Origin of the sequence: Streptomyces sp. Ag109_O5-1, from assembly GCF_003814875.1 — a bacterium.
Lineage (GTDB): Bacteria > Actinomycetota > Actinomycetes > Streptomycetales > Streptomycetaceae > Streptomyces > Streptomyces sasae.
This window is the reverse complement of the sequence record NZ_RKQF01000001.1, coordinates 9,867,619-9,894,287: the sequence shown is the minus strand read 5'-3', so window position 1 is coordinate 9,894,287 and position 26,669 is coordinate 9,867,619. Positions and strand designations below refer to the sequence as shown.

Sequence of the window (26,669 nt, the reverse complement as noted above, 5' to 3'; positions counted from 1 at the left end):
ATGCGGGATGTCGGCGAACCGGACGAGTCCGAGCTGTCGGTGACGGCTCCCAAGACCTGGGCGACCGGTGCTCCCGCCGTCGTACACGCCTTGCAGTACGCGCTCGGGCAGACCTCGCCGAAGCGCACCGCGCTGACCCTGCTCAACATCAACCAGACCAAGGGCTTCGACTGCCCGGGCTGTGCCTGGCCGGAGCCCGGTCCGGGGCATCGGCACCGCAACGAGTACTGCGAGAACGGCGCCAAGCACATCGGTGACGAGGCCACCTCCCGCCGGGTGACCGCGGACTTCTTCCGGCAGTACTCGGTGGACGAGCTGAGCCGGAAGTCGGACTACTGGCTCAACCAGCAGGGCCGGCTGACCGAACCGATGGTGCTGCGCGAGGGCGCCACCCACTACGAGCCGATCGGCTGGGACGAGGCCCTGGACCTCCTCGCCGGCGAACTGCGCGCCCTGGACCACCCGGACGAGGCGCTCTTCTACACCTCCGGCCGGCTGGCCAACGAACCGGCCTTCCTGCTCCAGCTGTTCGTGCGGGCCTTCGGCACCAACAACCTCCCCGACTGCTCCAACATGTGCCACGAGTCCAGCGGCTCCGCGCTGAACGAGACGCTGGGCATCGGCAAGGGCAGCGTCAGCCTCGACGACCTCTACGACTGCGACCTCGTCTTCGTGGTGGGCCAGAACCCGGGCACCAACCACCCGCGCATGCTGTCCGCGCTGGAGGAGACCAAGCGCCGCGGGGGTCATGTCGTCGCCGTCAACCCGTTGCCCGAGGCGGGCCTGCTCCGCTTCAAGCACCCGCAGAAGGCACGCGGGATCATCGGCCGCGGCACGGACATCGCCGACCAGTTCCTGCAGATACGGCCCGGGGGCGACCTGGCCCTCTTCCAGGCACTGAACCTCCTGCTGCTGGAGGCGGAGGACAAGGAGCCGGGCACCGTCCTGGACCGCGACTTCATCGAGGCGCACAGCACGGGCTACGACGCCTTCGCCGAGCACATCCGTGCGACGTCCTGGGACGCCGTCCTGGAGGCCACCGGCCTGAGCCGGGACGAGATCGAACGGGTGCACGAGCGGGTGCTGGCCAGCCGCAGTGTCATCGTCTGCTGGGCGATGGGCCTGACCCAGCACAAGCACGGGGTGCCCACCATCCGCGAGGTGGTCAACTTTCTTCTCCTGCGCGGCAACATCGGCCGTCCGGGCGCCGGCGTGTGCCCGGTCCGGGGGCACAGCAACGTGCAGGGCGACCGCACCATGGGCATCTGGGAGCGGATGCCCCAGCCGTTCCTCGACCGGCTGGGGCGGGAGTTCGGCTTCACCGCGCCGGCCAGGCACGGCCTGGACTCCGTCGACTCCGTCCGGGCCATGCTCGACGGGCGGGCCAAGCTGTTCGTCGGCGTCGCGGGCAACTTCGTCCGGGCGTCGCCCGACAGCGACGCCACCGAGCGGGCCCTGCGCAACTGCCGGCTGACCGCGCACATATCGACGAAGCTCAACCGCTCCCACGCGGTGTGCGGAGGCACCGCCCTGATCCTGCCCACACTCGGGCGCAGCGACCGTGACGTCCAGGCCGGCGGCGAGCAGTTCATGACCGTCGAGGACTCGATGAGCGAGGTCCACGCGACCCGCGGCCGGCTCGCCCCGGCCTCCGCGCACCTGCTCAGCGAGGTGTCCATCATCAGCCGCCTCGCCCGCAAGGTCCTGGGCTCCGGACCGGACATCCCCTGGGCGGACTTCGAGGCCGACTACGACCTGGTCCGCGACCGCATCTCCCGGGTGGTCGAGGGCTTCGCGGACTTCAACGAGCGGGTACGGCGCCCCGGCGGTTTCCGTCTTCCCAACCCGGTCAACGAGAGGGTGTTTCGTACGCCCGCCGGGAAGGCCGTCTTCACCGTCAACGACTTCACCATGCTCCAGGCACCGCCGGGCCACCTGGTCCTGCAGACGCTGCGCTCGCACGACCAGTGGAACACCATCCCGTACGCGATGGACGACCGCTACCGGGGCATCAAGGGCGGCCGGCGCGTCGTCCTGGTCAACGGCACCGACCTCGCCGAACTCGGCCTCGACGACGGCAGTCTCGTCGACCTCGTCAGCGTCTGGACCGACGGCTCGGAGCGCCGTGCCGACGCCTTCCGTGTCGTCGCCTACCCGACGCCCCGGGGTTCGGCGGCCGCCTACTACCCGGAGACCAACGTCCTGGTGCCGCTCGACAGCGTCGCCGACATCAGCAACACCCCCACCTCGAAGAGCGTGATCATCCGCCTGGAGCGGGCCGCCGACCGCGCACCGGTGTAGCACGGTCGGGGCAGGGAGGGGCCGTGGGCTCAGGTGCGGGGCGCCGACCGCACCCGGCGCACGAGCCGTCGCGCCGCCAGGTGCGAGCCGGCCGTCGCCACCGCGGCCAGCGCCAGCCCCTGTACCGCTTCGCGTGGCCGTGTGGGCCGCAGGACGCAGGCTCCCCGGAGCCGGCCGCGCGCCCACCGGGTGAAGGGGATGACCAGAAGGGGTGAGGTGACCACGTCGGGTGTGTAACCGCGCACGGTGGCGGCCTGGGCCAGATGCACCAGCGCGTGCAGCCCGAATCCGTTGAGGGCGGCCCGGTAGAACGCGGATCGGCCACCCGCGCGGTACCCGTCGGCGGCAGCTGCGGCGGTCACCACGGCCATCCCGGCGACGGCCACCGCGAACTCCCCTCCGTCGGTGGATTCCATCAGCTGCCACATCCGTTCCGGCACTTGCGGAAAACGCTGCCTGAGCACGGGGACCTGCTCGCGTGCCCAGCCAGGCACCGTGGCCACCTCCTCCAGGTCGTGCACCGTCCAGGCGGCCGGCAGCCCCAAGGTCGCACCGGCACCGTCCCTCATCCCGTCGCCTGCCGGGCGGAGGGCCGTTCCATGGCGTTGTCCAGATGGGTGATGACGGCCGGCACGTCATGGCTCTCGGTGCCCCGGATGAGTTCCAGGGCCGGCCGGACGAGGCCGCCCGGTCTTGCTATCAGACGAGCGAGCGCGGTGGCCCGGACGTCGAGCCGTTCGATGGTGGCCGCGCGCTCCTGCTCGTTCTGGCCGGCCAGCAGGACGGCGTTGTGCCACGCCTCCTCGCGGGACTGCCGGACACTGAAGTCGAGGATCCGCTCGTCGGTGCGGCCTCCGACCCGGTCCAGCAGCGACAGGAGTGGCGACACAGCGTCGAGCGAGTCCTGCACCGCCAGCACCACCCCCGCGAGGATGTCGTTGATCAGCAGGAAGTCGTGCCGCAACGCCTGGATGTCCTCGCCCGGGCCGGTGCGCGCGGCGGCGACGGCCAGGTCGAGGTTGATGTGGGCGTTCACGCCGAGTATCAGGTGCTGGACGATGACGGTGTCGGCGTCGTCCAGCAGCCCGAACGTCTCGCGCCAGCACCGCGGCCCGCTCCGGTCACGGCGCCAGGCGTCGTACGCGTCGAAGTAGCGATTGCCGAACAGTGTGTCGAAGCGGTCCATCCGGGCGCCGTCGTCGAACTGTCCGCGGTGGATGGCCGAGCGGATCTCGACCGTCACCTGCCGGTACAGCGCCGCGAAGTATCCGATCCGGTCACCGGCGTCGACGGCCTCCCGCACGATCCCGGCAAGTCCGTCCACGACGTCGTCGATGTTCTCCGCCGCCATACCCAACTCCCGTCCCCTGCACCCTGGTTCGGCTGCGCGGGCTGCTGTCCGCGACGCCGGCCGCAGCCCCCGTCCTACCATCGCGCACCGGGAAACGGGAATGTGCGGGGGCCACGACCGTCAGACGACGGACGCGCTGCCGGAGCCCTTCCCGGCCGCGACGACCACGTCCCCCGCCGTCGTCCGGGAGTACAGCACCGAGCGGCCGGCCCGGCGCCGCTCCACCAGCCCGGCGTCGAGCAGGACCTTCAGATGGCGGCCGACCGAGCCCAGCGCCTGCCCGGTCACCGCCGTCAGCTGGGTCGTGCTCATCGGGGCGTCCAGCAGCACCAGCACCCCGGCGCGGGCGGCGCCCAGCAACGCTTCCAGGGCGGCCGGAACGGCCCGCGCCGAGGGGTCGGCGAGCGCACCGGCGCAGGAGTAGACCAGTGCGTACCGGTCCGGCTCCTCCCAGGAGACCCAGCCGCACCGCGCTGTGACCGGTACGAGGAGGAGGTCGGCGCCGGAGATCTCGCGGGGCGGGTACTCGTGGAGGTTGACCTGGAGCCGGTTGGCGCCGAGCCAGCGGGTCCGGCCCGGCCGCAGCGAGTCCAGCACCTCGGCCCAGCCGCCCCGGCTCACCCGCGCGGTCCGGGCCACCACATCCGCTTCCAGGATCCGCCGCCGGCGCTCCCAGTACGGCCGTAGGGTCGCCTCCCACACGTACGTCAGCAGGTCCGCCGCACGGTCCGGCAGGTCGTCGCGGTCCAGGGCGGCGGGCAGGGAACCGGCGAGGGCCGTACGGAGGTTGGCGCGGGCCGCGTCGGGGCGGGCGGCGCGCACCCGGGCGATGCCCGCCTCGGCGCTCTCGTCGTCCCGGGGAGTGGGGGTGAGGAAGTCGGCGATCCAGTGGCGGCCGAGACCGGCGCGGACGAGCTGGGCGGTGACGGGGTCGGCGGCGAGCCGCGCCCGGTAGGCGGGCAGATGGTCGCCGAGCCAGCGCCGCTCGCCGGGGTGGGCGGCAGTGCCGGAGTGCAGCAGCTTGAGGCCGGCGAAGGTCTCGGCGAGAGGGGAGATCAGGAAACGGCTGCGGGCGAGAGTGTCCGCGTTGACCTGCCACCATCCCAACGGGGTCCCCCTGTTGGTTGTCGGAGTTGTCAGAACCTTTCGCCCGCACGCGAAACAATAACGACCGCGCCGGCCCTTCCCCAGACTCCCCACCATGGCCACCAGCTACCGATCCCTCTTCCGCACCCCCGAGTTCACCCCGCTCTTCCTCGGTTCCGCCGCCCAGAACGCCGCCGGTACCGTCGGCGGGCTCGCCCTCGGCACGCTCGTGTACCGCGCCACCGGCTCGCCGCTGCTGTCGGCGCTGAGCATGTTCGGCCCCTCGCTGGCGCAGGTTCTGGGTGCGACCTTCCTGCTCTCCGGCGCCGACCGGCTGCCCCCGCGCACCACCCTCGCGGCGATCTCCCTCGCCTTCGCCGTCACCACCGCCGGCATGGCGCTGCCCGGGCTCCCGGCCGGCGCGCTGCTCACCGTCGTGCTGCTGCTGGGGCTCGTCGCCTCGCTCGGCGGCGGGGTCCGTTGGGGGCTGCTGAACGAGATCCTCGCCAAGGACGGCTATCTGCCCGGGCGTTCGCTGTTCAACATGATGAGCGGGCTGGTGCAGATCGCCGGTTACGCCACCGGCGGCGCCCTGCTCGCCACCGTCTCCCCGCGCGCCTGCCTGCTGCTCGCCGCGGCCCTGTATCTGACCTCCGCGGTCGTGTTGCGGCTCGGTCTGACCGCCCGCCCGCCCCGCTCCGCCGGCCGCCCCTCGGTCGCGGCGACCTGGCGCACCAACGCCGTGCTGTGGTCCTCCCGGCCGCGCCGCCTCACCTACCTGGGGCTGTGGCTGCCCAACGGGCTGGTCGTCGGCTGCGAGTCGCTGTACGTGTCGTACGCCCCGGACTCGGCCGGTACCCTCTTCGCCTGCGCGGCCCTCGGCATGCTGGCCGGTGACGTGACCGTCGGCCGGCTGCTGCCGCCCGCCGTGCGCAGCCGCATGGCCACGCCGCTGCTCCTGCTGCTGGCCGCTCCCTACCTGGTGTTCGCCCTGCACCCGCCGCTGGCGCCGGCCGCCGGCTGTGCCGCGGTCGCCTCGGTCGGGTTCGGCGCGAGCCTGGTCCAGCAGGAGCGGCTCATGAAGCTGACCCCGGACGAACTCAGCGGTCACGCCCTCGGGTTGCACTCGGCCGGCATGCTGACCATGCAGGGCGTGGGCGCCGCGCTGGCGGGTTCGGTGGCCCAACTCGCCTCGCCCGCCGACGCGATGACGCTCATGGCAGGCGCGTCACTCGCCGTGACGCTGCTGCTGGCCGCTGCCGACCGACAGGGGCGGAGCGCTTTGCCGCCGGTGCGAACCGACGTCACGTCCGGTCCAGTTCGCTCCGGATCTCGTCGCGGACCACGTCATGGCGCGGGCTCAGCCTGAACCGTCCGTCGGTCCACCGGTCACCGGGGTACAGCCACACGGGCCTGCCCACCAACTCGGCCGGCTCCCACTCGAACCGTGGCCAGACGTGGACGTGCAGGAACGGGTCCGTGTTCCCCAGGATCTCCAGGTTGACCCGGCGGAAATCCGGGTCCAGGCGTCGGCAGGCACGCTCGACCGCTTCCCCGAGCCGGTCCATGTCGGCCAGGAACGAAAGCCGTTTGGTCCTGGGCAGGTCGGAGAGCCGTTGGACACCGGGTTCGTCCACGAGGAGGACCGAGTACCCCGGCAGGAACTGGACATCGCCGATCACCGCGAACCCCGCTTCGAGCCGCCGCAGCACGGTCGGGTTCTCGCCTCGCAGAGCGGCCCCGATCCGATCCGCCCTCCAGTCACCGGCCACGGCCTCACCCTAGCCACCGACGAGTGCGGAAGACGGCCGAACACGGACAGACCCAGCCTTCGTCCAGCACCGCCCGGATCACGTGCCGGGTACTCTTTACAGCACTCTCACAGAACCCGCCGCATGCTTGATGTTTCAAATGTTAGGCTCACGGCCGTTCCCCCCACCCTGGCTCAGGAGAATCACTGTGCGGGACGGCAATGTAGTGGTGATCGGCGGCGGTTACGCGGGCATACGGCTGGCGAAGAAGCTGGACGCGGCGGCGCATGTCACGCTCGTCGACCGCAAGGAGGTCTTCTTCCACCGCATCGCCTCCCTGCGGGCGGGTGTGCGTCCGGAGTGGACGGGGGCCCCGTTCATCCCGTACGACCGGCTGCTGACGCACGGGAGTGTAGTCGTGGGCAAGGCGGTCCGCGTCGACACCGTCGAACGCCAGGTGGTCCTCGCGACGGGCGACCGGCTGCCGTACGACGTCCTGGTCGTCGCCACCGGCGCCGACTACCCCGAGCCGGCCCGTTTCGTCGGCTCCAGCCCCGACGAGGCCGCCAAGGCCTTCGCCGAGCATCAGCACAACATCGCCACCGCCGAGCACATCCTCGTCGTCGGCGGCGGCCCCTCCGGTGTCGAGCTCAGCGCCGAGATCCGGCTGGCCCGGCCGGACGCCCGGGTCACCCTCGCGCACTCCGGGCAGGAACTGCTGCACTCCACGGGCAGCGCCCGCGCCGGCCGCAAGGCCCGGACCTGGCTGGAGTCCCACGACGTGGCGGTACGCCTGGACTCCTTCATGTCCCCCGGCCACGACTTCGCCACCTACCGCGACGCCCACGGCGGCGTCCTGGCGGCCGACCTCTCCTTCTGGGCGACGGGCACCACCCCCAACACCCTCTGGCTGCGCCTGGCCGGGCACGGCGACTGGCTGAACGGATCGGGGCACGTCAAGGTCGACCGGACGCTCCGGGTCGAGGGCAGGCCGGACGTGTTCGCGGTCGGCGACGTGAACGACGTCGCCGAGCTCAAGGTCACCCCCGCCGCGCTCGCCCAGGCGGAGGTCGCCGCCCACAACATCCTGTCCTACCTGCGCAGTCCGGGGCGGCACAGCAAGAAGTCGCGCTCCTACCGGGCCGTGCACCGCACCCCGCTCATCGTGCCCTTCGGCCCGGCCGACGGCGTGACCATGCTGCCCGTGCCGCTCGGCGAGACCGCGGTGCTCGGCACCCGCACCACCGCCGTGGCCAAGGCGAAGAACCTCATGACGCCCTATATGCGGCGCCAGCTCGGGTACTCCGCGGCCTGAACCCCGCACCCGCCGGAGCGCGCCCCGGCCGCCGCCACGTGACACTTGGGGAAGGCGACCGACGAGCAGGGCCGGGAGGCGAGAGCGGTGATCGCCGTCAATCCGACGGACAGCGCCTCGCTGCTCGCTGCCTTCGGCGCACTGGGCGTCCTGGCGGTGATCTTCGCCGAGTCCGCGCTGCTGGTCGTCGGCTTCTTCCTGCCGGGTGACACGCTGCTCTTCCCGGCCGGTGTGCTGTGCGCGGCGACCGCGGACCGGCCGCCCCGGCTGGAGCTGTGGCAGGTGCTGGTGTGCGCGGCCGTCGGCGCGGTGGCGGGTGGGCAGGTCGGCTATCTCATCGGGCGGCACGGCGGGCGGCCGCTGCTGTCCCGGAGCTCCAGACCGCGGGTGCGGGCGGGGGTGGTCCGGGCGGAGCAGCTCCTCGCCCGGTACGGGTACGGCAAAGCGCTGGTGATCGGCCGCTTCGTACCGATGGTGCGGTCGGTGCTGCATCCGGCGGCCGGGGCGCTGGGGGTGCCGCTGCGGACGTTCACCGTCTGGCAGACGGTCGGCGGTCTGCTCTGGTCGCAGAGCTTCGTCCTCGCCGGGTACGCCCTCGGGTCGTCCGTCTCCCACATCGACAACTACCTGCTGCCGCTGGTCGCCGTGATCGTCGTGGTGTCCCTGCTGCCGCTGCTGCTGGAGGCCCGCCGCAGGCACTGACCCCGGTTCAGGGCCGGTGCCCCGTCCAGGACGGGCGGTGAGATGCGCCGCCAGATGGTGGGCGGCCTGGGCGACCAGGACGACCAGGATCAGGTCGTAGAAGTGCTCCAGCGGACCGACCACCCGGTGCCGCGGCTGCTCCCCGTGCGCGCGCGGCGGCCGCCACAGCTACCGGCGCAGCCGGGCCCAGTTCGGCTGTCTCTCCGGTCGCGGGGTCATGCCGACGGTCCCGGCCGAGATCACTGCTGCATCACATCTCCCCGGGGCATGGGCTGGAGTTGCGCCTCGGGCAACTATTTGACACTTGTACATTAACAGTCCGGGGAACAGCGGCGGGCTACGCGAAAGGTCCCGGACGCACTCCTCTCATCCAGGACCTTTCCCATGCTCCGCGCCGGGCGGCGGAGCTCAGTCGAGCTTCTCGACCACGGCTTCGAACTGCCGCCCCATGGCCGGCACCGACCGTCCGTCGAGCAGGTCGATGACCCGCTTGCGGGCGCTCGCCAGATGGATGGGGTACGCGTCCTGCAGGCGCTTCAGCCCCTCCGGGGTGAGGGTCGCGACATTCCCGCGGGCGTCACCCTCGTAGCGCCTCTTGACGACCTGTCCGCGGCTCTGCAGCGCGTCCACGACACGGGTGATGCGGCTCGCCGACAGCGCGGTGGCCGAGGCGAGGTCCGTCATCCGGAGTTCCTGGTTCTCGGCCTCGGAGAGGTTCATCAGGACGACGTACTCGGTGAGCGTGAGCCCCGTGGACCGCAGCAGATCGTCGTCCAGCGAGCGCGGCAGCGCGACGATGACGCGCATCAGGGCGCGCCAGAGGCGTTCTTCCTGGGCGGTCAGCGGATCCTCGGGGGTCATCAGAGCAGAATAGCGTGCTCAAGCAAGGAATCTCAAGCTTCCGGACCACGTCAGGGGCGGTCCGCAACGCTGCCGGACCGCCCCTGCCCCCCGGGCTCTCAGGCCTGCTCGACGATCTCGGCGATCACGTCGAACGGACGGTACTGGTCGAACTGCCCCTGGATCTCGCTCGCGCGAGTCGGTGCCGAGCATCAGGAGCGTGTCGCACCGCTCCATCGCGTGGCAGCCGGAGGTGAAGCCCAGCAGTCCGGTCATCCCGACGTCGTAGGGGTTGGCGTACTCGACGTGTTCCTTGCCGCGCATGGTGTGCACGACCGGGGCCCGCAACGCCTCGGCGAGCCGGACGAGTTGGTCGTGGGCGCCCGCACAGCCGGCGCCGGCGAGGATGGTGATCCGCCGGGAGTCGTTCGGGAGGGCGGCCGCGCGGTCGATCTCCGCGTCGGCGGGGCGCACCACCGCCGTGGCGGGCCGCACGGCGGCCAGGGTGCGCTGGTGGTCGAGCCGGTGCAGGAGGACGTCGCCGGGGACCACGAGGACGGACACCCCGTTGCGCTCGACCGCCGTGCGCAGGGCGATGTCGAGGAGACGGGGGAACTGCTCCGGGGTGGAGGAGAGTTCACAGAACTCGCTGCACTCCCGGAACAGTTCCTGGGGGTGGGTCTCCTGGAAGTAGCCGGTGCCGATCTCCGCCCCGGGGATGTGAGCGGCGATGGCGAGGACGGGGACACGGCTGCGCTGTGCCTCGAACAGCCCGTTGACCAGGTGGAGGTTGCCCGGTCGGCAGCTGCCGGCGCAGACCGCGAGCGTGCCGGTGACCGCGGCGTCGCCCGCGGCGGCGAACGCGGCCGCCTCCTCGTGCCGGTAGTGCTCCCAGGTCACCGAGGGAGTCCTGCGCAGGGCGTCGGGGCTGGACGGTGTGCTCATCAGCGTCGGCGGGCCGCCGACGGGCACCACGGCCGCCATCGACGACGAACAGTGGCGGGCCTCCTTCGAGTCGGACTTCCTGGGCGCGGTGCGGTTGTCTCGGGCCGTCGCCGCGCAGCTCGGCGAGGGCGGGGTGATCGGATTCGTGCTGTCCACCTCGGTGTACGAGCCGATCCCCGGCCTCGCCATCTCCAACGCCCTGCACCCCGCCATCTCCGTGATCTGCGAACTGCTCGGCGTGCCGCTCGACGACCGGGACCGGTTCCGCTGGGCCTCGGAGCAGGTGGTGGCCCCGGTCGCCGTTGCGGACCGGGAGGAGGCCTACGTCTGGATGAGCGGGTATCTGGCGGAGCTGATCGCGGGCAAGCGGGCCGAGCCCGGAGCCGACCTGCTGAGCGCGCTGGCCGACGACGACCGGCTGACCGACCCGGAGCTGGTCGGCATGGCGTTCCTGCTGCTGATCGCCGGGTACGAGACGACCGCGAACCTCATCGGCGCCGTACTCCTCGGCCTCGCCCGCCGGCCCGGCCTGCTGAAGGCGCTGCGCGCCGATCCGGGTCTGATCCCCACGGCCGTCGAGGAGTTCCTCCGCCTGGACGGCCCGGTGGTGACGGCGGCCGAACGCTTCGCCACCGAGGACATGCACGTGGGTGATGTCCCCGCGCGCCGTGGGGACATGCTGCTGGTGTCCCTGGCCGCGGCGAACGGGGACCCGGCCCGGTTCGAGGAACCGGACTCCTTCCGCCTCGGACGCCCGGCAGGCGGCCATCTCGCCTTCGGACACGGCGTCCACCACTGCCTGGGCGCACCGCCGGCGCGGATGGAGGTCGAGGTCGTGATCACCGCGTTCGTCCAGCAGGTGGAGAGCCTGGAACTGGCCGTCGCCGAGGCCGACCTGGAGTGGGCCCCGGGCCTGCTGATGCACGGGGTACGGCGGCCGCCCGTATCCGCCGTGGCCGCCGGGGAACCCGCCTAGCCGGACGTCAGCGGCACCAGTCGTCCCCGGGAGATGAGGGACACGGCCTTCTTGAGGGGCCGGACCCGCATGCTGACGCTGTAGCCGTCGATGCCCGGGGTCGCGGCGACGCGGGTGGTCAGATAGCGGTAGAGGTCGTCGGGATCGCGGGTGACGACACTGACCATCAGGTTGTGCTCGCCGCTGACCGCCCCGGCGAACGGGACTTCCTCGTGGCCGGCGAACTCCTCTCCGACCCGTTCCAGTTGGGCGGGTGCCACGCTCAGCCAGAGGGTGGCGTTGAGGGGGTGACCCAGGCGTTCGGGGAGCAGTTCGACCTCGTATTCGAGGGTGCCGGAGCTCTCCAGGGACTCCAGCCGACGGGCCACCCGGGCCGGTGACCAGCCGGTGAGTTCGGCGAGCCGGGTATGGGTGGTACGGCCGTCCTGGGCGAGGGCGTCGAAGAGCGGGGCGTCCTCGTCCAGGGGCTGCGGCGGGGGTCCGGGGGCGAGCGGCGGCCGGTCGGCCGTGAGCATCCGTACCTGCTCGGCGTCGAGGTTGTCGCCGTAGCCGGTCCACTCGGCGGTGCCGGGAGCACCGTACTCGTGCAGGAGCAGATCGATGCTGACGTCCAGGACCGAGGCCGACCTCGGCAGTTGCCGGAACAGGAGTTCGCCGCGCTCGGTGTCGAGCGGCGCGCGGATCACGCAGAAGATCTCCGAACCGCCCGAAGCGAGATGGGCGTAGGCGATGTCGGGGCGCCGGGCGAGGGCGTCGGCGAGCGGGCCGACCCGGTCGGGGCGGCAGCGGATGCGGGCGATCCACTGCGCGGAGCCGTACACCCGTGAGTTGACGAGTCCCAGCACCCGCAGGACGCCGTCGCGGCGCAGCGCCTGGTAGCGGCGGGCCGCGGTCTGCTCGGAGACGCCCGCCACCTCGCCGATCCTGCGGAAGGGCAGCCGGGGAGCGCATTGCAGGGCGCGGAGGATCTTCCTGTCCACGTGGTCGAGCATGGCGGAAGTGTGCCACAGCTGGCGCCCTCCTATGGAGGCTTCTGTACGTGAGGTGGCTGTTGGTTGGCGGTTACGGGTGTGCGGACCGGATGCTGTGGCGGCGGACTTCCCGTCGGAACTCCGTACGACACCAGGCCGCCGGGTACGCCGGTGGCCTCGACCGCGGCGCGGTGCGCGCCGCGAAGGAGAATCTCCGTGAACGTCACGACACCGGCGAGCGCGCCGGTCGAGCGGCGGGCGGCCACGATCGTCATGGCCTGCCTGGGCGTCTTCGTCGCCTATCTTCCTGTCACCACCGTCTCCGTGAGCCTGCCCGCCCTGCAGGCGGCACTGAATGCCTCGACCTCGCAACTGTCCTGGGTGCAGGACGCGTTCGTGCTGCCCATGGCCGCCTTCATCCTGACCGCCGGTGTCTTCGGGGACGTGCACGGGCGGAAGAAGGTGTTCCAGGCCGGGCTGCTCTTCTCTGCGGCCGGCGCCGGCACCGCCCTGTGCGCGCACTCCATCGAGGTGGTCTGGGCCGGGCAGGCGCTGGCCGGGATCGGCGCGGCCGCGCTGCTGCCCACGACCCTGGCGCTGATCAGCCACGCGGTGCCGGACCACCGGGAGCGTGGCAAGTACATCGGTATATGGGCCACCTGCCTGATGGCGGCCCTGGCGGTCGGTCCGGTGATCGCCGGTGTGGTCGTCGAGCACTTCTCCTGGCGCTGGATCTACCTGCCGACCGTTCCCGTGGCGCTCCTCTCCGTCGCCGTCGCGGCCCGGCGGCTGTCCGACTCCCGGGCTCCGCACGGCCGCCGTCTTGACTGGCCGGGCCAGCTCACCGCCACGCTCGCGATCACCGCGCTGGTGTACGGCGTGATCGAGGGCGGCGCGGACTCGTTCACCGACGTCAAGGTGCTGGTGGCGCTGTTCACGGCCGTGGCCGCCGGTGTCGCCTTCGTACTGGCGGAGCGGCGCAGCGACAGCCCGATGCTGGACCTGAGCCTCTTCCGCAGTCCTGCCTTCACCGCCACCACGCTGGTCGCGATGATCAGCTTCCTGGCGATGATCGGGTTCTTCTTCGTCCTGAGCCTGTACTTCGGCATGGTGCAGCGGCTGGACACCCTGGACGCCGGGTGGCGGCTGCTGATGGTCACCGGGGCGGCCCTGCTGGTCGGCGGCCCCGCCGGCCGGTTGATGCACCGGGTCTCGGCACGCGTGATGATCACCGGCGGGCTGCTGCTGGTCGCCTTCTCCCAGTTCGCGCTGATCGGCCTGACCGCCGACACCTCCTTCGCCTCGGTGGCCTGGCGGCTCGCTCTGCTCGGCCTGGGCATGGGTTTCGTGATGACGCCGATGACGGCGACGGCGGTGGCCTCCGTGCCGTACCAGCTGGCCGGCATGGCCGCCGCGGGCAACAACGCGTTCCGGCAGGTCGGCGGCGCCCTGGGCCCGGCCGTCCTGGGCGCGCTGCTCAGCACCCGGGCGGTCGACGCGCTGCCCGGTCACCTCACCGACGCGGGCGTCACCGGCGCGGCGCAGGACCGCATCGTGACGACCGCGCGGACGGACGGCCTCGGCGCGGTCGCCCAGCTGGACCTGGGTCCCCGGACCGGCCAGGCCCTCGGAGCGCTCGGCGACTCCTTCCTCGACGGGCTGCGCCTGTGCCTGATCACAGCGGGGAGCCTCACGCTGCTGGCCGCCCTGGTCGCGGCGGTCCTGCTGCGCACACCCCGGCAGCGGCTGACGCTCAGGGCGGCGGGACACACCACGGGCGAGAAGACCCCGGCCGAGCAGAACGCCTGACGGCCCGGCCCGAAGAGGCAGGGCACCCGACGGCCGCTCACCGCACCAGACAGGGCCGCTTGGCGTCGAAGCTCCAGCCCTCCACCAGGTACTGCATCCCGGCCGCGTCGTCCCGCCCCGCGCCGAGGTTCTTCTCCTGGTGGAGGGCATGGGCCGCGAGCAGCCGGTCCATGTCGAGCCGGACACCGAGCCCGGGGGCGTCGGTGACGGCGACCTCGCCGCCGGCGATCCTCGGCGGCTCGACGGTGAGCCGCTCCCGGCCCTCCTGCCAGATCCAGTGCGTGTCGAGGGCGTTGTACTCGCCGGGGGCGGCGGCACCGCAGTGGGCCATCATGGCCAGGGAGATGTCGAAGTGGTTGTTGGAGTGGCAGCCCCAGGTCAGCCCCATCTCATGGCAGAGCTGCGCCACCCGCACCGAGCCCCGCAGGGTCCAGAAGTGCGGATCCGCGAGCGGGATCGACACGGACTGGAGGGCGAGGACGTGGGTGAGCTGCCGCCAGTCGGTGGCGATCATGTTGGTCGCGGTGGGCAGCCCGGTGGCCCGGCGGAACTCGGCGAGGATCTCCCGCCCCGAGTAGCCGTCCTCGGCGCCACAGGGGTCCTCGGCATAGGCGAGGGTACCGAGCAGCGGCCGGCACAGCTCGACGGCCTCCCGCAACGACCAGGCGCCGTTGGGGTCGAGGGTGATCCGGGCCTGCGGGAAGCGTTCCTTCAGAGCCCGTGCGGCCTTCACCTCCTCCGCGCCCGCGAGAACCCCGCCCTTGAGCTTGAAGTCACGGAAGCCGTAGCGGTCGTACGCCGCCTCGGCCTGGAGGACGATCGCCTCCGGGGTGAGCGCTTCCTCGCGGCGGATGCGGTACCACTCCACATCGGCGTCGGGTTCTCGCAGGTAGTCCAGGTCGGTGCGGCCGGGGTCGCCGACGTAGAAGAGATAACCGAGGACGCGTACCGAGTCGCGCTGCTTGCCGTCGCCGAGCAGGGCGGCGACGGGCACCTCCAGGTGCTGGCCCAGCAGGTCGAGCAGGGCGGACTCGACGGCGGTGACGGCGTGCACGGTGGTCCGCAGGTCGAAGGTCTGCGCACCACGCCCACCGGCGTCCCGCCCGCCGAACTCCTCCCCCATGACCCGCAACACCCTCTTGTAGTCGCCCAGTTGTGCGCCGACGACCAGGGGCTCCGCATCCCGCAGAGTCCGGGTGATCGCCTCCCCGCCGGGCACCTCCCCGAGCCCCGTCCGCCCCTCGGAGTCCTCGACGACCACCACGTTGCGGGTGAAGTACGGGGCGTGGGCGCCGGAGAGATTGAGCAGCATGGAGTCCCGGCCGGCCACCGGGTACACGGAGAAGCGGGTGACGACGGGCTGACCACTCATGGGCGAACGTCCTTACGGGAGAGGGAACTTACACACTGAGGGCGTCGAGGATCTGTTCCATGAGCAGCACGCCGCCCAGGCCCAGGATCGCGAGCACGGTCGTGTAGGTCGTACGGGCCTTGATGGCGTCGAGGACCGACAGGTTGAAGTACTCCTTGAACATCCAGAAGCCCGGGTCGTTGACATGGGAGAAGGCGATCGAGCCGCAGGAGACGGCGAGGACCATGAGTTCGGGATGGACCCCGCTGCCCGCCAGCAGCGGCAGCACGACGCCGGAGGCGGTGACCACGGCGACGGTCGCCGAGCCGAGCGCGACCCGCAGGATCGCGGCGATCAGCCACGCCAGGATGATCGGCGAGACGGACCAGCCGTCGGTGAAGTCCTTGATGTAGCCGGAGATCCCGCCGTCGACGAGTACCTGCTTGAACGCGCCGCCGGCCCCGATGACCAGCAGGATCATCGCCATGGCCTGTGCGGCCTCCCGGCAGGAGCGGGCGACCTCCTCCGTGGTGCGTCCGACGCGCGGCCCGAACGCCCACATGGAGACGAGCAGGGTCAGCAACAGGGCGACCGGCGCGGCGCCCACGAAGTCGACGAAGTGCACGACCGGAGTGTCTGCCGAGGTGGACAGGTCGGTGACGGCGGAGCCCGCGATGAGGACGACGGGCAGCAGGGCGACGGCCAGCGACCAGCCGATGCCGGGCATTTCGTCGTCCTCGAAGACCCGCTCGCTCACCAGTCCCTTGGGCACCTCCGGGTTCATCGACCGGACGAAAGGCAGCCGGGGCCACACCAGGGCGATGAGCGCGCCGACGGGGACGGCGATGAACAGGCCGTAGAAGAGGGTGAGTCCGGCCGAGGCGTGGAAGGTGGCGGCGACGGCGGTCGGCCCGGGGTGCGGGGGCAGGAAGCTGTGCATGGTGGACAGGGCGATGGACATCGGCAGGCCGACCCAGAGCAGGTTCGACCGGGTGACCCGGACGAGGGTGAAGGCGACCGGCACGATGATCACGAAGGCGGCTTCGTAGAACATCGTGACGCCGATGATCATGGCCGTGAGCACCATGGCCACCTGCACGCCGCGCGGGCCGCTGACGGCGAGGAGCTTGTCGGCGATGCGCTGGGCCGCGCCCGAGTCGCCCATCACCCGCCCCAGCATGGCTCCCAGGCCGATGGTGAGCATGGTGTCACCGATCTGCCCGCCGATGCCGTCCGAGAGGGTGCCCGGGATCTTCTCCAGCGGGATCCCCCGGACCACGGCGACACCCACGGCGACGAGCAGCAGCGCGACGAAGCCGTTCATCCGGAGCTTCGTCATCAGGAAGAGCAGGACCAGCACGCTGATCCCTACGACGACCAGAGGCAAGCCAGTTCCCCTTTGAACTGGGCGTCACGTCCATATGCCTGAATGACGCCTGCATACAGAGACAACATCTACGTATGGAGACGGAGGCTAGGGATGCGGGCATGCTCAGGTCAATGGGTGCGCGCGAGGAATCCCGAGGTCACCCGGAAACCGGCGGCTCCAGCAGGAACACGGTGAGCCATTCGGCGTCCGCCGCGTGGTAGCCCAGTTCGCTCAGGGTGCGGGACGCGGCACGCATGTGCGTGGCGCCGTAGACGACCCCGGCCGTGAAGGTCCCGGACCGCTCGCCCCAGGCCCGGTGGGCATCGGTCAGGGCCCGCGCGAGCAACCGGTCCCTGCGTCGCACCACCAGATCGTCCACACCGGGCAGGGCGTCCTCCGCCGCCTCCTCGGCGTCGGTCAGCAGATCCTCGGTCGTCAGATGGCGGGCGAGATAACGGCGGGTGCCGAACATCCGCATGCCGGCCACGACCGCGGGCACCATCGCGGCCAGCAGCACCCGTTCCTTCAACGGCAGCCGGCGGAAGCCCTGTTCGAACTGCGCCCCGCTCATGTCGGGGTTGATCACCGGCACCCCGAGGCTGTCGAAGTCGATGTCCTGCACGACCAGCCCCAGCCGTTCGTGCCGGTCCAGCCGGGCGTACGAGGCCACCAGCGCGTCCGCGCCGGCCGACCCCTTCCCCACGCCCTCCGCTATCACCAGGTCACAGCGACCGCGCAGTTGGGAGGCGACCTCCCGGTAGAACCCGGCCTCGCCCAGATGAATCATCGGGAAGAGCAGGAACTCCAGCCCCGAGTCCGGCCGTCGGAACCGTATGACGGCGGAGCGCACCCCCGCCAGCTCGGTCACCTCGATGAACTGCATCCGGCCCCGCCCCCGTCCCGAGCCCCGGTCCCTTTCAGGGTAGGGGTGCCACGAGCGATTCGGTCCCGTCCGGGAAGCAGATCTCCGCCCCGCCGCCGGCCGTCGGTGTCGCCCGGGTGCCGGTGCGCAGGGCGTACGGGTCCCCGTGGACGGCCGGATCCGCGGTCAGGACGACCAGGGTGGCCAGCAACAGGGTGCCGCCGGGGTGCGGGACGGTGACCAGAGGGGTGGCAGAGTGCTCGCCGAAGGCGTTGTGCCCCCGGGCACGTTCGATGACAGGGGTGCTGTCGGCCGGGCCGATGAGGGTGGCGAGGACCGTGGTCAGTCCGTCCGCGCGCCGGGCCAGCGCCCAGCCGGACCCGCACTCCGTCTCCAGGGGCGCCGTGTCGTCGGCCAGCGCCCGGCCGCCCATCCGTACAAGTTGTAGTAGTCGAACTTCCACCCGTCCCCGTCGGTGTACCAGCCCCCGCACCGGTACCAGTCGTCAAGGCGTGCCAGCCCCGCGTCGATCTCGCCACGGCGGTGCGGCCCTCCGACGGAGGCGAGGAACTCCTCCACGATGACCTGGAAGAGCCGCCAGTTGGAGTCGTTGACGACGGCACCGACGAAGTCCGCCAGCCACGCGACGACCTGCTCCCGCACCCGCTCGTCGAGTTGATCCCACAGCCACACCCGCGACTCGTGCAGCGCCACGGCGACGGAGGCGGCCTCGACCATCGGCTGCCCCCGATCGGTGATGGGCGGCCAGTGTTCGGGATGCCGGGGATCGGTACCGGCGGCGAGCCCACTGGCGTACCGCTCGACGAGGGCGGGTCCGGCCTGTCCCTCGGAGCCCGCGATCCGAAAGGCGGCGAGCAGAAAGGACCGCGCGAACCCTTCGAGCCCGTCGGACCATTCCCCGGAGTGGCTGGTCCGTCCTGGCAGCCGGTACTGGGCGAACTTCGGTGAGGCGTAAGGCAGCAGACCGTCCAGAAGACGGCCGGCCATGGCCTCCCAGTGAGCGCGGGTCCACCCGGTGACGGGCGACAGGACATGGTCGGACGGCAGCAGCAAAAAGGTTCCTCCTTCATCCGACGGCTTGTTGCGCGCCCCTCAGGGGTGCGGGGCTACATTCGACTTGCGGCTGCCGCCGCGTGGGCGCGACCAGTCACAGCGCACCCGCACTGTCACGACGGCCTCTCGACGGGCGCAACACTCCCTCGCACGACAATGCGCGTTGCGAGCAAGTGACGTGCTCCAGCGGTTTCTTCGGAATCCCGCAGAGCGAACCGCACAGCAGCCCGCCCCAACTCCTCGGCGGGCGTGCGCACGGCGGTCAGCGGCGGATCGAAATCCTCGGCCGGCGGAATGTCGTTGTACCCGACGACAGATATGTCCTCAGGCACCCGCAACCCCGCATCGGCGATCGCGCGGAGCGCCACCGCCGCCACCATGTCGTCCCCCGCGACCACGGCCGTGAACTTCCGCTCCCGCCTGAGGAGTTCGGTCATCGCCCGCAACCCGGCGCTCCTGCCCAGCCCGCAGTCGACGACACGGGCCGCATCCTCCGGCAGCCCGTACTCCGCAAGCGCTGCCCGATAGCCGGCCACCCGCGCGTCGAGCGCCGTATTGCCGGGCAGCCCGCCGAGAAACACGATCCGCCGATGCCCCGCCGACAGCAGATGCCCGGTGATGGCCAGAGGACCGGTCACCACTTCTGACACAACTGCCTTGTCCGAACAGACCTTTGACGGTCGGACCGCCCGAGGCGAGACTGGGGGGATCCGACGCCCCGGCCCCAGGACGGTGACCATGGACGAGATGACCTCACCCCCACGCGTCGAGCTCACGCCGCAGGCCGCCGACCTGGTGCGCCGGCTGCACGCCGAGCACGGCCCGCTGATGTTCCACCAGTCCGGCGGCTGCTGCGACGGGAGCGCCCCCATGTGCTACCCGGACGGCGAGTTCCGCACCGGCGGCTCGGATGTGCTGCTGGCCGAGCTGGCGGTGGACGGTGTCGAGGCGCCGGTCACGTTCTGGATGTCCCGCAGCCAGTACGAGGTGTGGAGCCACACCCGGCTGATCGTGGACGTCGTACCCGGACGGGGCAGCGGTTTCTCGCTGGAGGCACCCGAGGGGGTGCGTTTTCTCACCCGTTCTCGTGTAGTCGACGTCTAGCCGCCCCGCCGGTCACCCGGATCTGCTGCACTTCCCTGTGTCCTGAGGAACTTGACGAGACATCAGGGGATGTAGTGACGCATCGTCAGAGGCGATTTGCAGCGACGGCCCGAACTCTGTTCACGATTCTCACGACGTCCGGCGTGCTGGCCGGTGCGGCCCTCGCGGGGGCGGCACCGGCCGGCGCCGTGCCGGACGCCCGGCGGCTCTCGTCCGGCATCACCTACCGGCAGTTCGACGTCCCCGCGGCCAAGGGCACGGTCCACGCGCATCTGCTGACCGTCGACCTGATGGACCCGCACGTCCGGGTGGACCTGCTCTCCCCCGGCGCGGTGGCCGCCCGCTCACGGGTGTCCACCATGGCCGACGCGGCGGGCGCGGTCGCGGGCGTGAACGGCGACTTCTTCAACATCAGCGAGACCCAGCACCCGGGTGTCGAGGCGACCGGCGCGAGCGTCGGCCCCGCGATCGCCCACGGCCGGGTCCTCAAGTCCGCGGTGCCGACGGCCCAGCGGTTCGGCCCGGCACTGCCGCCCGGCACCGACACCACGGACGTCTTCGGGGTCGGTGCGGACCACCGGGCCCGGCTCGACCGGCTGGCGCTCATCGGCACGGTCCGCACCCCCGCGGGGAACCTCGCCCTGCGGGGCCTCAACCAGTACGCACTCGCGCAGGACTCCGTCGGCGCCTACACCTCGGTCTGGGGCTCGGCCTCCCGCAGACGCGCCACCTGCGGCTCGGACACCGACCGGGCGGCCGGATGCAGCACGGACACCTATGAGGTGGAGGTCCGTGACGGAAGGGTCGTCGCCACCTCCACCACCCCGGGCAGCGGGGCGATCGCGGCGGGTACGACCGTGCTGCTGGGCCGGGAGGCGGGCGCGGACCGGCTGCGCGAGCTCACCAAGGGCGAGCGGGTCAGGGTGTGGGAGCGCATGCAGGCGTCCACGTCCAGGATTCCGTTCCGCTTCGCGGTCGGCGGCTACCCGGTGCTGCGCGACGGCGAGCCGCTGGCCGGGCTGAACAACACCGCCTCGGCCGTGCGCACGGCCGTGGGCTACGCGAACGGCGGACACGAACTCCTGCTGCTCGCGCTGGACGGCGCGGCGGCCTACCGCAGTGGCATGACCATCGCCGAAGTCGCCTCCGAGATGCGGGCGTTGGGGGCAGCCGATGCCTTCAGCCTGGACGGCGGCGGCTCCACGACGATGGTGGCCCGCGCCGAGGGGGCGAAGACGGTGAGCGTGGTCAACCACCCGACCGACAGCCCGGAGCGGGCCGTGGCGAACGGGATCGGGGTCTTCTGGAAACCGTGACCGGCGACCGCTGACCGACAGCCGCCCGTCTGCGGCCCTGAGCGTCCGGCTCAGGGCCGCAGACTGCTCACCAGATCGGCGGTCGCGGTGAGACCGCTGCTGATGGTGGGCGCCATGCTGGTACTGGCCAGAAAGAAGCCGAGCACCATGCAGACCAGGGCGTGCGAGATCTTCAGCCCGCCCTGGCGCATGAAGAGCACCGCCACGAACAGGAGCAGCAGCACCACAGAGATGGAAACGGCCATCGCGAACCTCCTCCGCCACGCCCGTTTCGGGGCGTTCGGCCGCAAGTCTGGCGCAGCGGAGGGTGGGCCCGTGCGGTAGACACGTCCCCCGTTCGGGTGGTCTTACGACGCCGGGTGGGCGTCCAGGAAGACTTCCAGGCCGGCAAGGTCGTCGGTGTTGAAGTAGTCGACGCCGGCCGCGAACAGTTCGCTCCACAGCGCGTCGCGCGCCGGTCCGGCCGCGTCCGGGGTGGCCCAGAACCGCACCTTCTGCCCGTTCGCGTGCGCCTCCTGGATGATGCCGCGCAGCTTCTGCCGCTCGGCCTCCGGGAAGTTGCCCTCGCCGAGCCAGGTGAAGTTGAGAGTCCAGTTGTCGCTGATCAGCGGGACGAAGGAGGCGGGCGCCGAGGTGCCGAGATCGGTGAGCCGGCCGTCGTAGAAGGCCCGGCGCACGGTCTGCGCCTCCATCGGCGTACGGGCGGCACGGTCACCGGAGATGACGTTGGTGACGGCACCGGGGACAACACGGCCGTGGACGTAGGTGGTGAACAGGTTTGGGTAGCGCCGCAGATGCCGGTCGAGTTCCAGGTACGTCGAAGAGCCCTCGGTCTTGATGTCGATGAGCAGCTGCAGGGGTCGGCGCCAACCCCGGTACACGGAACCGTGGTTGGCCTTCACGATCGCGGCCAGCGGGTCGAGGTAGAGGGACTCCAGGGTGCGGCTCGGGTCGAGGTCGTCCACGGTGTGGCCGATGAGGAGCTGGTCGCCGACGAGGAAGATGTCGGCCTCGACGCTGCCGAAGCGGTGGCCGAGGGCGTCGAAGAGGGGATGGGTGTGCTCGTAGTCGTTGTGGGCGTGGGCACGCAACAGCGGCTGCCGGCCGCGGTGACCGCCGACCGCCCGGGCCTGCGATCCGGGCAGCACGACGGCAACCGCGAGGGCGGCACCGAGGGTGGTGAGGGCTCTGCGACGGGTGGTGAGGGCCACGTTCTGCCTCCCTTGTAGGGCCATAGGTGACCCCAGGGAGTATGCGTTCGAGCAAGCACCAAATGGCGCACCTGCACAGGAGGTTGGCCGGACTGCCACCCCCGGTTCATGTCATACGAACCCCGGCACAGGCGCCCCGAAGGGGCGCGGGGAACTGCGCGACCAGCCCCCACACACCCGCACCCGAAAACTGTCACATCACGGCGCCTGAAGATCCACCAGAGCGGCCAGGGCTTCCCGGTGTGCCCCCGCCGTACCAAAGGCGATCGAATCCGCCTTGGCCCGCTTCAGATACAGATGGATCGGATGTTCCCAGGTCATGCCGATACCCGCATGCAACTGCAGCGCCTCCTCAGCCGCATGCACCGCGACCGGCGCCGCGTAGGCCTGAGCAACGGCCACCAACACATCCGCATCCTCGCCGGAGGCCAGCGCGTCGGCGGCCCCCCGCGCGGCGGCCCGCAGGTTGACGACCTCCAGCCACAGCTGCGCCAGCCGGTGCTTGAGCGCCTGGAACCCGCCCACCGGCCGGTTGAACTGCTTGCGCTCCTTGAGGTACCGCACGGTCTCGGTCAGCGTCCATTCGGCGACCCCGAACTGCTCGGAGGCCAGCAGCCCGGCACCGGCCCGCAGCGCACGCCGTACCGCGGGCTCCGCGTCACCCACGCGACGCCCGGCCGCCCCGTCGAGGGTGACCGTGGCGAGCGGCCGGGTCAGGTCGAAGGCGACCTGCGGAGCGATGCCCACCGCGTCCGCGGCGACCGCGTACAGCCCGCCGTCGTCCCCGGGCACGAGCAGCACGTCCGCGGCGACCGCGTCCGCGATCCCGCTCAGCTTGCCGTACAGACGCCCGTCTTCGACGCGTACGGCCTTGTACGCGGCCCCCGGAGCGACCTGCAGCCCTACGGCCAGGGCCCCGATCGTCCGCCCGGACGCCAGCTTGCCGAGCAGCTCCTCGTCGCCGCAGGCCAGCAGCGCCTCGGTCGCCACCACGGCACTGGTCAGATACGGCACGGGCGCCACGGCCCGCCCCAACTCCTCTAGGACGACCGCGACTTCGCGGTGCGAGGCGCCCTGGCCGCCCAGTTCCTCCGGCACCAGCAGCCCGGCGAGGCCCATGCCGTCCGTGAGGGCCTTCCAGGCCGCCAGGTCGTGCGGGGCGTCGGACTCGGTGCGGGCGATGACACCGGGCGCGTCGCAGTGGTCGGCCAGCAGATCCCGCACCGCGGCTCGCAGCGCCTCTTCCTCCTCCGAGTACAGCAGGTCGGTCATCGGGCGAGGTCCTTCCAGGCGACGTCCTTGTCGGTGCGCGGCTCCGAGGGCAGGCCCAGGACGCGCTCGGCGACGATGTTCAGCAGGACCTCGCTGGTCCCGCCCTCGATGCTGTTGCCCTTGGCACGGAGGTAGCGGTAGCCCGCATCCCGGCCGACGAAGTCGACGAGTTCGGGCCGGCGCATGGTCCAGTCGTCGTACAACAGGCCCTCCTCGCCGCGGAGTTCGACCTCAAGGCCGCTGATCTCCTGGTTGAGGCGGGCGAAGGCGAGCTTCATGCCGGCGCCCTCGGGGCCGGGCTGTCCGGCGACCAGCTGCTGGCGCAGCCGTTCGGCGGTGAGCCGGGCGACCTCGGACTCGACCCACAGCTTCAGCAGCCGCTGGTGCAGGTCGTGGGTGCGCAGCTCGGGGCGCTCGCGCCAGGTCTGGGCGACCGGGCCGATCATGCCGCCCTCGCGGGGCAGCCGCATACCGCCGATGGCGACGCGCTCGTTGTTGAGCGTGGTCTGCGCGACCCGCCAGCCGTCGCCGATCGCGCCGAGGCGGCGCGAGTCGGGGATGCGGACGTCGGTGAGGAAGACCTCGTTGAACTCGGCCTCGCCGGTGACCTGCCGCAGCGGGCGGACATCGACGCCGGGGTCGGTCATGTCGCAGATGAAGTAGGTGATGCCCGCATGCTTGGGCACGTTGGGGTCGGTGCGGGCGATGAGGATGGCCCAGCGGGCGTTGTGCGCGCCGGACGTCCACACCTTCTGCCCGTTGACGACCCACTCGTCGCCCTCACGGACGGCCCGGGTGCCGAGCGCGGCCAGGTCGGAGCCGGCCCCCGGCTCGCTGAAGAGCTGGCACCAGACCTCCTCCCCGATCCACAGCGGCCGCAGATAGCGCTGCTTCTGCTCCTCCGTGCCGTACTTGAGGATGGTCGGCGCGGCCATGCCGAGCCCGATGCCGTTGCGGCGCGAGTCGTTGTCGGGGGCGCCTGCGGCCTCCAACTCGGCGTCCACGACGACCTGGAGGGAGCGCGGGGCGCCGAGGCCGCCGAGGCCCTCCGGGTAGTGCACCCAGGCCAGCCCGGCATCGAACCGGGCCTTGAGGAAGTCGAGCTTCTCGGTCGAGGCGGGCGGGTGCGCGGCCAGCAACTCGGCTGTGCGGCGCCCCAGTTCGGCAGCGTCGGTCATGCTGCGGCTCCCTTCGGTACGACGGTGACGCGACCGGTGGTGACACCGTCACCGACCCGCTGCACGGCTGCCGCGGCCTCGGACAGCGGCACCCGCTCGCTCACCAGCGGCTTGATGGCACCGCTCGCGGCCAGTTCGGTGAGCTGTTCGTGGCAGTGCGGGATCAGCTTGGGGTTCTTGGTGGCGTACAGGCCCCAGTGCAGACCCAGGATGGAGTAGTTCTTCACCAGGGCGTGGTTGAGCGCCGGGCTCGGGATGGTGCCGCTGGCGAAGCCGACGACGACGATCCGGCCCTCGAAGGCGACGACCTTGGCCGACTGGGTGTAGGCCTCCCCGCCCACCGGGTCGAAGATCACGTCGGCGCCCCGGCCGCCGGTGGCCTCCTTCACGGCGGCGATGACGTCCTCGGCACGCCGGTCGATGACGACGTCACAGCCGAGCTCGCGGGCCACCGCGACCTTGTCGGCGCCGCCGACGACACCGATGACGGTCGCCCCGGCCGCCTTGCCCAGCTGTACGGCTGCGCTGCCGACCCCGCCCGCGGCGGCGTGCACCAGCAGCGTCTCGCCGGCCTGGAGCGCGGCCCGGCGGTGCAGGCCGAACCAGCCCGTCTGGTAGCCGATGTGCAGCGCGGCGGCCTCGGCGTCGTCCAGCGAGTCCGGCGCGGGCAGCAGGGCGGCGGCGTCCGCGACGGCGTACTCGGCGAAACCGCCGTACGGCAGCACGGGGTTGGCGATCACCCGGCGCCCGTCCTCGGTCTCGCCGCAGATCTCCACGCCCGGGGTGAACGGCAGCGGGGGCCGCACCTGGTAGTGGCCCCGGCACATCAGCACATCGGGGAAGTTGATGTTGGCGGCACGCACCTTCAGCAGGACCTGGCCGTCGCCGGGCGTGGGCCGCTCCACCTCCTGGAGCCGCATCACCTCGCTCGGCTCACCGTTCTCGTGCACTTGCCATGCCTGCATGCGGTGCCTCCACAGACTGCTTCGTCAGGGTCCACCGCATACTAAGCGGTCGCTTGCCGCCGAGGGAACCGTGTCCGAGGTAACAGCGTCACTCCTTGCTTCTGGGCCGCGCCCGGACATGCATCCGCTCCCCCTGCGGCCCGAACAGGCTGAGGAACTCCACCGGCCCCTCCCCCGTCGAGCCGAACCAGTGCGGCACCCGGGTGTCGAACTCCGCCGCCTCCCCCGGTGCGAGGACGACATCGTGCTCGCCCAGCACCAGCCGCAGCTTCCCCGCCAGCACGTACAACCACTCGTAGCCCTCGTGGGTGCGCGGCTCGGGGTCGAGTTTCCGCTTCGGTTCGACCACCTTGAAGGCCTGGAGGCCGCCCGGTTGCCGAGTGAGCGGCCAGAAGGTGCGGCCGTACCGTTCCATCGGCTTGGCCCGCACCCGGGGGTCGCCGACCGGCGGGGCGCCGACCAGTTCGTCCAAGGGCACCTGATGGGCCTGCGCGATCGGCAGCAGCAGCTCCAGGCTGGGCTTGCGCAGCCCCGACTCCAGCCGGGAGAGGGTGCTGACCGAGATACCGGTGGTCTCGGAGAGAGCGGCGAGGGTGACCTCCCGCTCCTTGCGGATCCGGCGCAGCCGTGGTCCGACCTCTGCGAGAACGTCGTCCGTAGTCATGCAAGGCATTGCAGTTTCGGCAACCCCCGTTTGTCAATCCGGCAGCGGCACGCCGTGCACGGCCGGGCCACGAGGGTTACGGTCACCGAAGCGCACCCGGCCGCCGACAGGGGCGATCGGGAATGTGATGGGGAGCCGGGTCCAGGGCGGCCGGGCCGCTGCCTGAGAGCCGGGGCGGGGCGGCCGGGACCGCGGACGACGCCCCGGGCCCAGGCGGCCCGGACCCCACGACGAGCCGGGCCCAGGAGGCCCAGGA

At 71.5% G+C, this 26,669-nt stretch carries 26 protein-coding genes and 1 pseudogene; 8 read left to right on the top strand and 19 right to left on the bottom strand.

Translation table 11 applies throughout. The features are described 5' to 3' along the window. Complete coding sequence (locus tag EDD90_RS45130; RefSeq protein ID WP_123978847.1) at window positions 1-2,301, top strand: FdhF/YdeP family oxidoreductase; 2,301 nt, start codon at window positions 1-3, stop codon at window positions 2,299-2,301. Window positions 2,302-2,330: 29 nt separating this feature from the next. On the opposite strand, the gene EDD90_RS45125 is transcribed toward EDD90_RS45130, so the two are convergent. The 3 genes from EDD90_RS45125 to EDD90_RS45115 all read right to left on the bottom strand — a co-directional run bounded on the left by EDD90_RS45125 (window position 2,331) and on the right by EDD90_RS45115 (window position 4,759). Beyond that, window positions 2,331-2,870, bottom strand: coding sequence for an HXXEE domain-containing protein (locus EDD90_RS45125; RefSeq protein ID WP_123978846.1), 540 nt, complete (start codon window positions 2,868-2,870; stop codon window positions 2,331-2,333). Beyond that, window positions 2,867-3,652: a DUF5995 family protein gene (locus EDD90_RS45120; protein ID WP_123978845.1), complete on the bottom strand. Its 786-nt coding sequence runs from the start codon at window positions 3,650-3,652 to the stop codon at window positions 2,867-2,869. Before EDD90_RS45120 ends, EDD90_RS45125 begins: the two co-directional genes overlap by 4 nt. Before the next feature lie 120 nt (window positions 3,653-3,772). Next, window positions 3,773-4,759, bottom strand: a complete 987-nt coding sequence (locus EDD90_RS45115; RefSeq protein ID WP_123978844.1) for a helix-turn-helix transcriptional regulator — start codon at window positions 4,757-4,759, stop codon at window positions 3,773-3,775. A 94-nt stretch (window positions 4,760-4,853) separates the two neighbouring features. Here EDD90_RS45115 and EDD90_RS45110 point away from each other — a divergent pair, with 94 nt between their 5' ends. Continuing rightward, on the top strand, window positions 4,854-6,107 hold the full coding sequence (locus tag EDD90_RS45110) for an MFS transporter (RefSeq protein WP_260328501.1): 1,254 nt from the start codon (window positions 4,854-4,856) through the stop codon (window positions 6,105-6,107). Here EDD90_RS45110 and EDD90_RS45105 read toward each other — a convergent pair. After that, window positions 6,043-6,510, bottom strand: coding sequence for an HIT family protein (locus tag EDD90_RS45105; protein WP_123978843.1), 468 nt, complete (start codon window positions 6,508-6,510; stop codon window positions 6,043-6,045). The two genes, EDD90_RS45110 and EDD90_RS45105, sit on opposite strands and share 65 nt — an antisense overlap. A gap of 187 nt (window positions 6,511-6,697) precedes the next feature. Here EDD90_RS45105 and EDD90_RS45100 point away from each other — a divergent pair, with 187 nt between their 5' ends. Further along, the gene (locus EDD90_RS45100; protein ID WP_123978842.1) at window positions 6,698-7,804 is read left to right on the top strand and encodes an NAD(P)/FAD-dependent oxidoreductase; all 1,107 of its coding nucleotides are present in this window, start codon (window positions 6,698-6,700) and stop codon (window positions 7,802-7,804) included. Window positions 7,805-7,891: 87 nt separating this feature from the next. After that, complete coding sequence (locus tag EDD90_RS45095) at window positions 7,892-8,506, top strand: DedA family protein (protein ID WP_123982298.1); 615 nt, start codon at window positions 7,892-7,894, stop codon at window positions 8,504-8,506. A gap of 408 nt (window positions 8,507-8,914) precedes the next feature. Here the strand turns inward: EDD90_RS45095 and EDD90_RS45090 are convergent, their stop codons facing one another. Further along, window positions 8,915-9,367, bottom strand: a complete 453-nt coding sequence (locus EDD90_RS45090) for a MarR family winged helix-turn-helix transcriptional regulator (protein WP_123978841.1) — start codon at window positions 9,365-9,367, stop codon at window positions 8,915-8,917. Window positions 9,368-9,385: 18 nt separating this feature from the next. Further along, window positions 9,386-10,291, bottom strand: a complete 906-nt coding sequence (locus EDD90_RS45085) for a thiamine pyrophosphate-binding protein (RefSeq protein WP_260328500.1) — start codon at window positions 10,289-10,291, stop codon at window positions 9,386-9,388. Between EDD90_RS45085 and EDD90_RS45080 the strand changes: the two genes are divergently transcribed. Beyond that, window positions 10,284-11,267 (top strand): cytochrome P450, encoded by a 984-nt coding sequence (locus tag EDD90_RS45080; RefSeq protein WP_260328499.1) that lies wholly within the window; start codon window positions 10,284-10,286, stop codon window positions 11,265-11,267. The two genes, EDD90_RS45085 and EDD90_RS45080, sit on opposite strands and share 8 nt — an antisense overlap. On the opposite strand, the gene EDD90_RS45075 is transcribed toward EDD90_RS45080, so the two are convergent. Next, window positions 11,264-12,259 (bottom strand): Lrp/AsnC family transcriptional regulator, encoded by a 996-nt coding sequence (locus EDD90_RS45075; protein WP_123978839.1) that lies wholly within the window; start codon window positions 12,257-12,259, stop codon window positions 11,264-11,266. The genes EDD90_RS45080 and EDD90_RS45075 overlap by 4 nt on opposite strands. Before the next feature lie 195 nt (window positions 12,260-12,454). Here EDD90_RS45075 and EDD90_RS45070 point away from each other — a divergent pair, with 195 nt between their 5' ends. After that, window positions 12,455-14,047: an MFS transporter gene (locus EDD90_RS45070; RefSeq protein WP_185149447.1), complete on the top strand. Its 1,593-nt coding sequence runs from the start codon at window positions 12,455-12,457 to the stop codon at window positions 14,045-14,047. Window positions 14,048-14,084: 37 nt separating this feature from the next. Here EDD90_RS45070 and EDD90_RS45065 read toward each other — a convergent pair whose 3' ends face one another. The 6 genes and pseudogenes from EDD90_RS45065 to EDD90_RS45040 all read right to left on the bottom strand — a co-directional run bounded on the left by EDD90_RS45065 (window position 14,085) and on the right by EDD90_RS45040 (window position 19,341). Further along, the gene (locus EDD90_RS45065) at window positions 14,085-15,419 is read right to left on the bottom strand and encodes an enolase C-terminal domain-like protein (RefSeq protein WP_123978838.1); all 1,335 of its coding nucleotides are present in this window, start codon (window positions 15,417-15,419) and stop codon (window positions 14,085-14,087) included. Between the two features lie 28 nt (window positions 15,420-15,447). Next, window positions 15,448-16,785, bottom strand: coding sequence for a gluconate:H+ symporter (locus EDD90_RS45060; protein WP_123978837.1), 1,338 nt, complete (start codon window positions 16,783-16,785; stop codon window positions 15,448-15,450). Window positions 16,786-16,924: 139 nt separating this feature from the next. Beyond that, on the bottom strand, window positions 16,925-17,650 hold the full coding sequence (locus EDD90_RS45055) for a hypothetical protein (RefSeq protein ID WP_123978836.1): 726 nt from the start codon (window positions 17,648-17,650) through the stop codon (window positions 16,925-16,927). 34 nt (window positions 17,651-17,684) lie between these two features. Then, window positions 17,685-18,062 carry a hypothetical protein gene (locus EDD90_RS45050; protein WP_123978835.1) on the bottom strand — a complete coding sequence of 126 codons (378 nt, stop codon included), beginning with the start codon at window positions 18,060-18,062 and terminating at the stop codon, window positions 17,685-17,687. After that, window positions 18,005-18,637: pseudogene (locus tag EDD90_RS45045) on the bottom strand (DUF2264 domain-containing protein); the annotation flags it as partial. The pseudogene EDD90_RS45045 and the gene EDD90_RS45050, both read right to left, overlap by 58 nt. A gap of 179 nt (window positions 18,638-18,816) precedes the next feature. Further along, the gene (locus EDD90_RS45040) at window positions 18,817-19,341 is read right to left on the bottom strand and encodes a substrate-binding domain-containing protein (RefSeq protein ID WP_260328498.1); all 525 of its coding nucleotides are present in this window, start codon (window positions 19,339-19,341) and stop codon (window positions 18,817-18,819) included. A gap of 100 nt (window positions 19,342-19,441) precedes the next feature. On the opposite strand from EDD90_RS45040, the gene EDD90_RS45035 reads away from it, so the two are divergent. Continuing rightward, window positions 19,442-19,807, top strand: coding sequence for a DUF779 domain-containing protein (locus EDD90_RS45035; protein ID WP_123978834.1), 366 nt, complete (start codon window positions 19,442-19,444; stop codon window positions 19,805-19,807). A gap of 143 nt (window positions 19,808-19,950) precedes the next feature. Further along, the gene (locus EDD90_RS45030; protein WP_123978833.1) at window positions 19,951-21,123 is read left to right on the top strand and encodes a phosphodiester glycosidase family protein; all 1,173 of its coding nucleotides are present in this window, start codon (window positions 19,951-19,953) and stop codon (window positions 21,121-21,123) included. Between the two features lie 50 nt (window positions 21,124-21,173). Here EDD90_RS45030 and EDD90_RS45025 read toward each other — a convergent pair whose 3' ends face one another. The 6 genes from EDD90_RS45025 to EDD90_RS45000 form a co-directional block, all read right to left on the bottom strand. Beyond that, window positions 21,174-21,368: a hypothetical protein gene (locus EDD90_RS45025; RefSeq protein WP_123978832.1), complete on the bottom strand. Its 195-nt coding sequence runs from the start codon at window positions 21,366-21,368 to the stop codon at window positions 21,174-21,176. Between the two features lie 102 nt (window positions 21,369-21,470). Next, on the bottom strand, window positions 21,471-22,334 hold the full coding sequence (locus EDD90_RS45020; protein WP_123978831.1) for a phosphatidylinositol-specific phospholipase C/glycerophosphodiester phosphodiesterase family protein: 864 nt from the start codon (window positions 22,332-22,334) through the stop codon (window positions 21,471-21,473). 198 nt (window positions 22,335-22,532) lie between these two features. Further along, on the bottom strand, window positions 22,533-23,606 hold the full coding sequence (locus EDD90_RS45015) for an acyl-CoA dehydrogenase family protein (RefSeq protein WP_123978830.1): 1,074 nt from the start codon (window positions 23,604-23,606) through the stop codon (window positions 22,533-22,535). After that, window positions 23,603-24,784, bottom strand: a complete 1,182-nt coding sequence (locus EDD90_RS45010; protein ID WP_123978829.1) for an acyl-CoA dehydrogenase family protein — start codon at window positions 24,782-24,784, stop codon at window positions 23,603-23,605. Before EDD90_RS45010 ends, EDD90_RS45015 begins: the two co-directional genes overlap by 4 nt. Continuing rightward, on the bottom strand, window positions 24,781-25,749 hold the full coding sequence (locus tag EDD90_RS45005; RefSeq protein WP_123978828.1) for an NADPH:quinone oxidoreductase family protein: 969 nt from the start codon (window positions 25,747-25,749) through the stop codon (window positions 24,781-24,783). Before EDD90_RS45005 ends, EDD90_RS45010 begins: the two co-directional genes overlap by 4 nt. 88 nt (window positions 25,750-25,837) lie before the next feature. Next, window positions 25,838-26,413, bottom strand: coding sequence for a helix-turn-helix domain-containing protein (locus tag EDD90_RS45000; RefSeq protein ID WP_123978827.1), 576 nt, complete (start codon window positions 26,411-26,413; stop codon window positions 25,838-25,840). Between the last annotated feature and the right edge of the window lie 256 nt (window positions 26,414-26,669).

Excerpts from the sequence above, each read along its gene's own strand:
- EDD90_RS45130 (WP_123978847.1), top strand. The coding sequence starts at position 1 with ATGCGGGATGTCGGCGAACCGGACGAGTCCGAGCTGTCGGTGACGGCT.
- EDD90_RS45125 (WP_123978846.1), bottom strand. The coding sequence starts at position 2,870 with ATGAGGGACGGTGCCGGTGCGACCTTGGGGCTGCCGGCCGCCTGGACG.
- EDD90_RS45120 (WP_123978845.1), bottom strand. The coding sequence starts at position 3,652 with ATGGCGGCGGAGAACATCGACGACGTCGTGGACGGACTTGCCGGGATC.
- EDD90_RS45110 (WP_260328501.1), top strand. The coding sequence starts at position 4,854 with ATGGCCACCAGCTACCGATCCCTCTTCCGCACCCCCGAGTTCACCCCG.
- EDD90_RS45090 (WP_123978841.1), bottom strand. The coding sequence starts at position 9,367 with ATGACCCCCGAGGATCCGCTGACCGCCCAGGAAGAACGCCTCTGGCGC.
- EDD90_RS45085 (WP_260328500.1), bottom strand. The coding sequence starts at position 10,291 with ATGAGCACACCGTCCAGCCCCGACGCCCTGCGCAGGACTCCCTCGGTG.
- EDD90_RS45075 (WP_123978839.1), bottom strand. The coding sequence starts at position 12,259 with ATGCTCGACCACGTGGACAGGAAGATCCTCCGCGCCCTGCAATGCGCT.
- EDD90_RS45065 (WP_123978838.1), bottom strand. The coding sequence starts at position 15,419 with ATGAGTGGTCAGCCCGTCGTCACCCGCTTCTCCGTGTACCCGGTGGCC.
- EDD90_RS45055 (WP_123978836.1), bottom strand. The coding sequence starts at position 17,650 with ATGCAGTTCATCGAGGTGACCGAGCTGGCGGGGGTGCGCTCCGCCGTC.
- EDD90_RS45050 (WP_123978835.1), bottom strand. The coding sequence starts at position 18,062 with ATGGGCGGCCGGGCGCTGGCCGACGACACGGCGCCCCTGGAGACGGAG.
- EDD90_RS45035 (WP_123978834.1), top strand. The coding sequence starts at position 19,442 with ATGGACGAGATGACCTCACCCCCACGCGTCGAGCTCACGCCGCAGGCC.
- EDD90_RS45025 (WP_123978832.1), bottom strand. The coding sequence starts at position 21,368 with ATGGCCGTTTCCATCTCTGTGGTGCTGCTGCTCCTGTTCGTGGCGGTG.
- EDD90_RS45015 (WP_123978830.1), bottom strand. The coding sequence starts at position 23,606 with ATGACCGACCTGCTGTACTCGGAGGAGGAAGAGGCGCTGCGAGCCGCG.
- EDD90_RS45010 (WP_123978829.1), bottom strand. The coding sequence starts at position 24,784 with ATGACCGACGCTGCCGAACTGGGGCGCCGCACAGCCGAGTTGCTGGCC.
- EDD90_RS45005 (WP_123978828.1), bottom strand. The coding sequence starts at position 25,749 with ATGCAGGCATGGCAAGTGCACGAGAACGGTGAGCCGAGCGAGGTGATG.
- EDD90_RS45000 (WP_123978827.1), bottom strand. The coding sequence starts at position 26,413 with ATGACTACGGACGACGTTCTCGCAGAGGTCGGACCACGGCTGCGCCGG.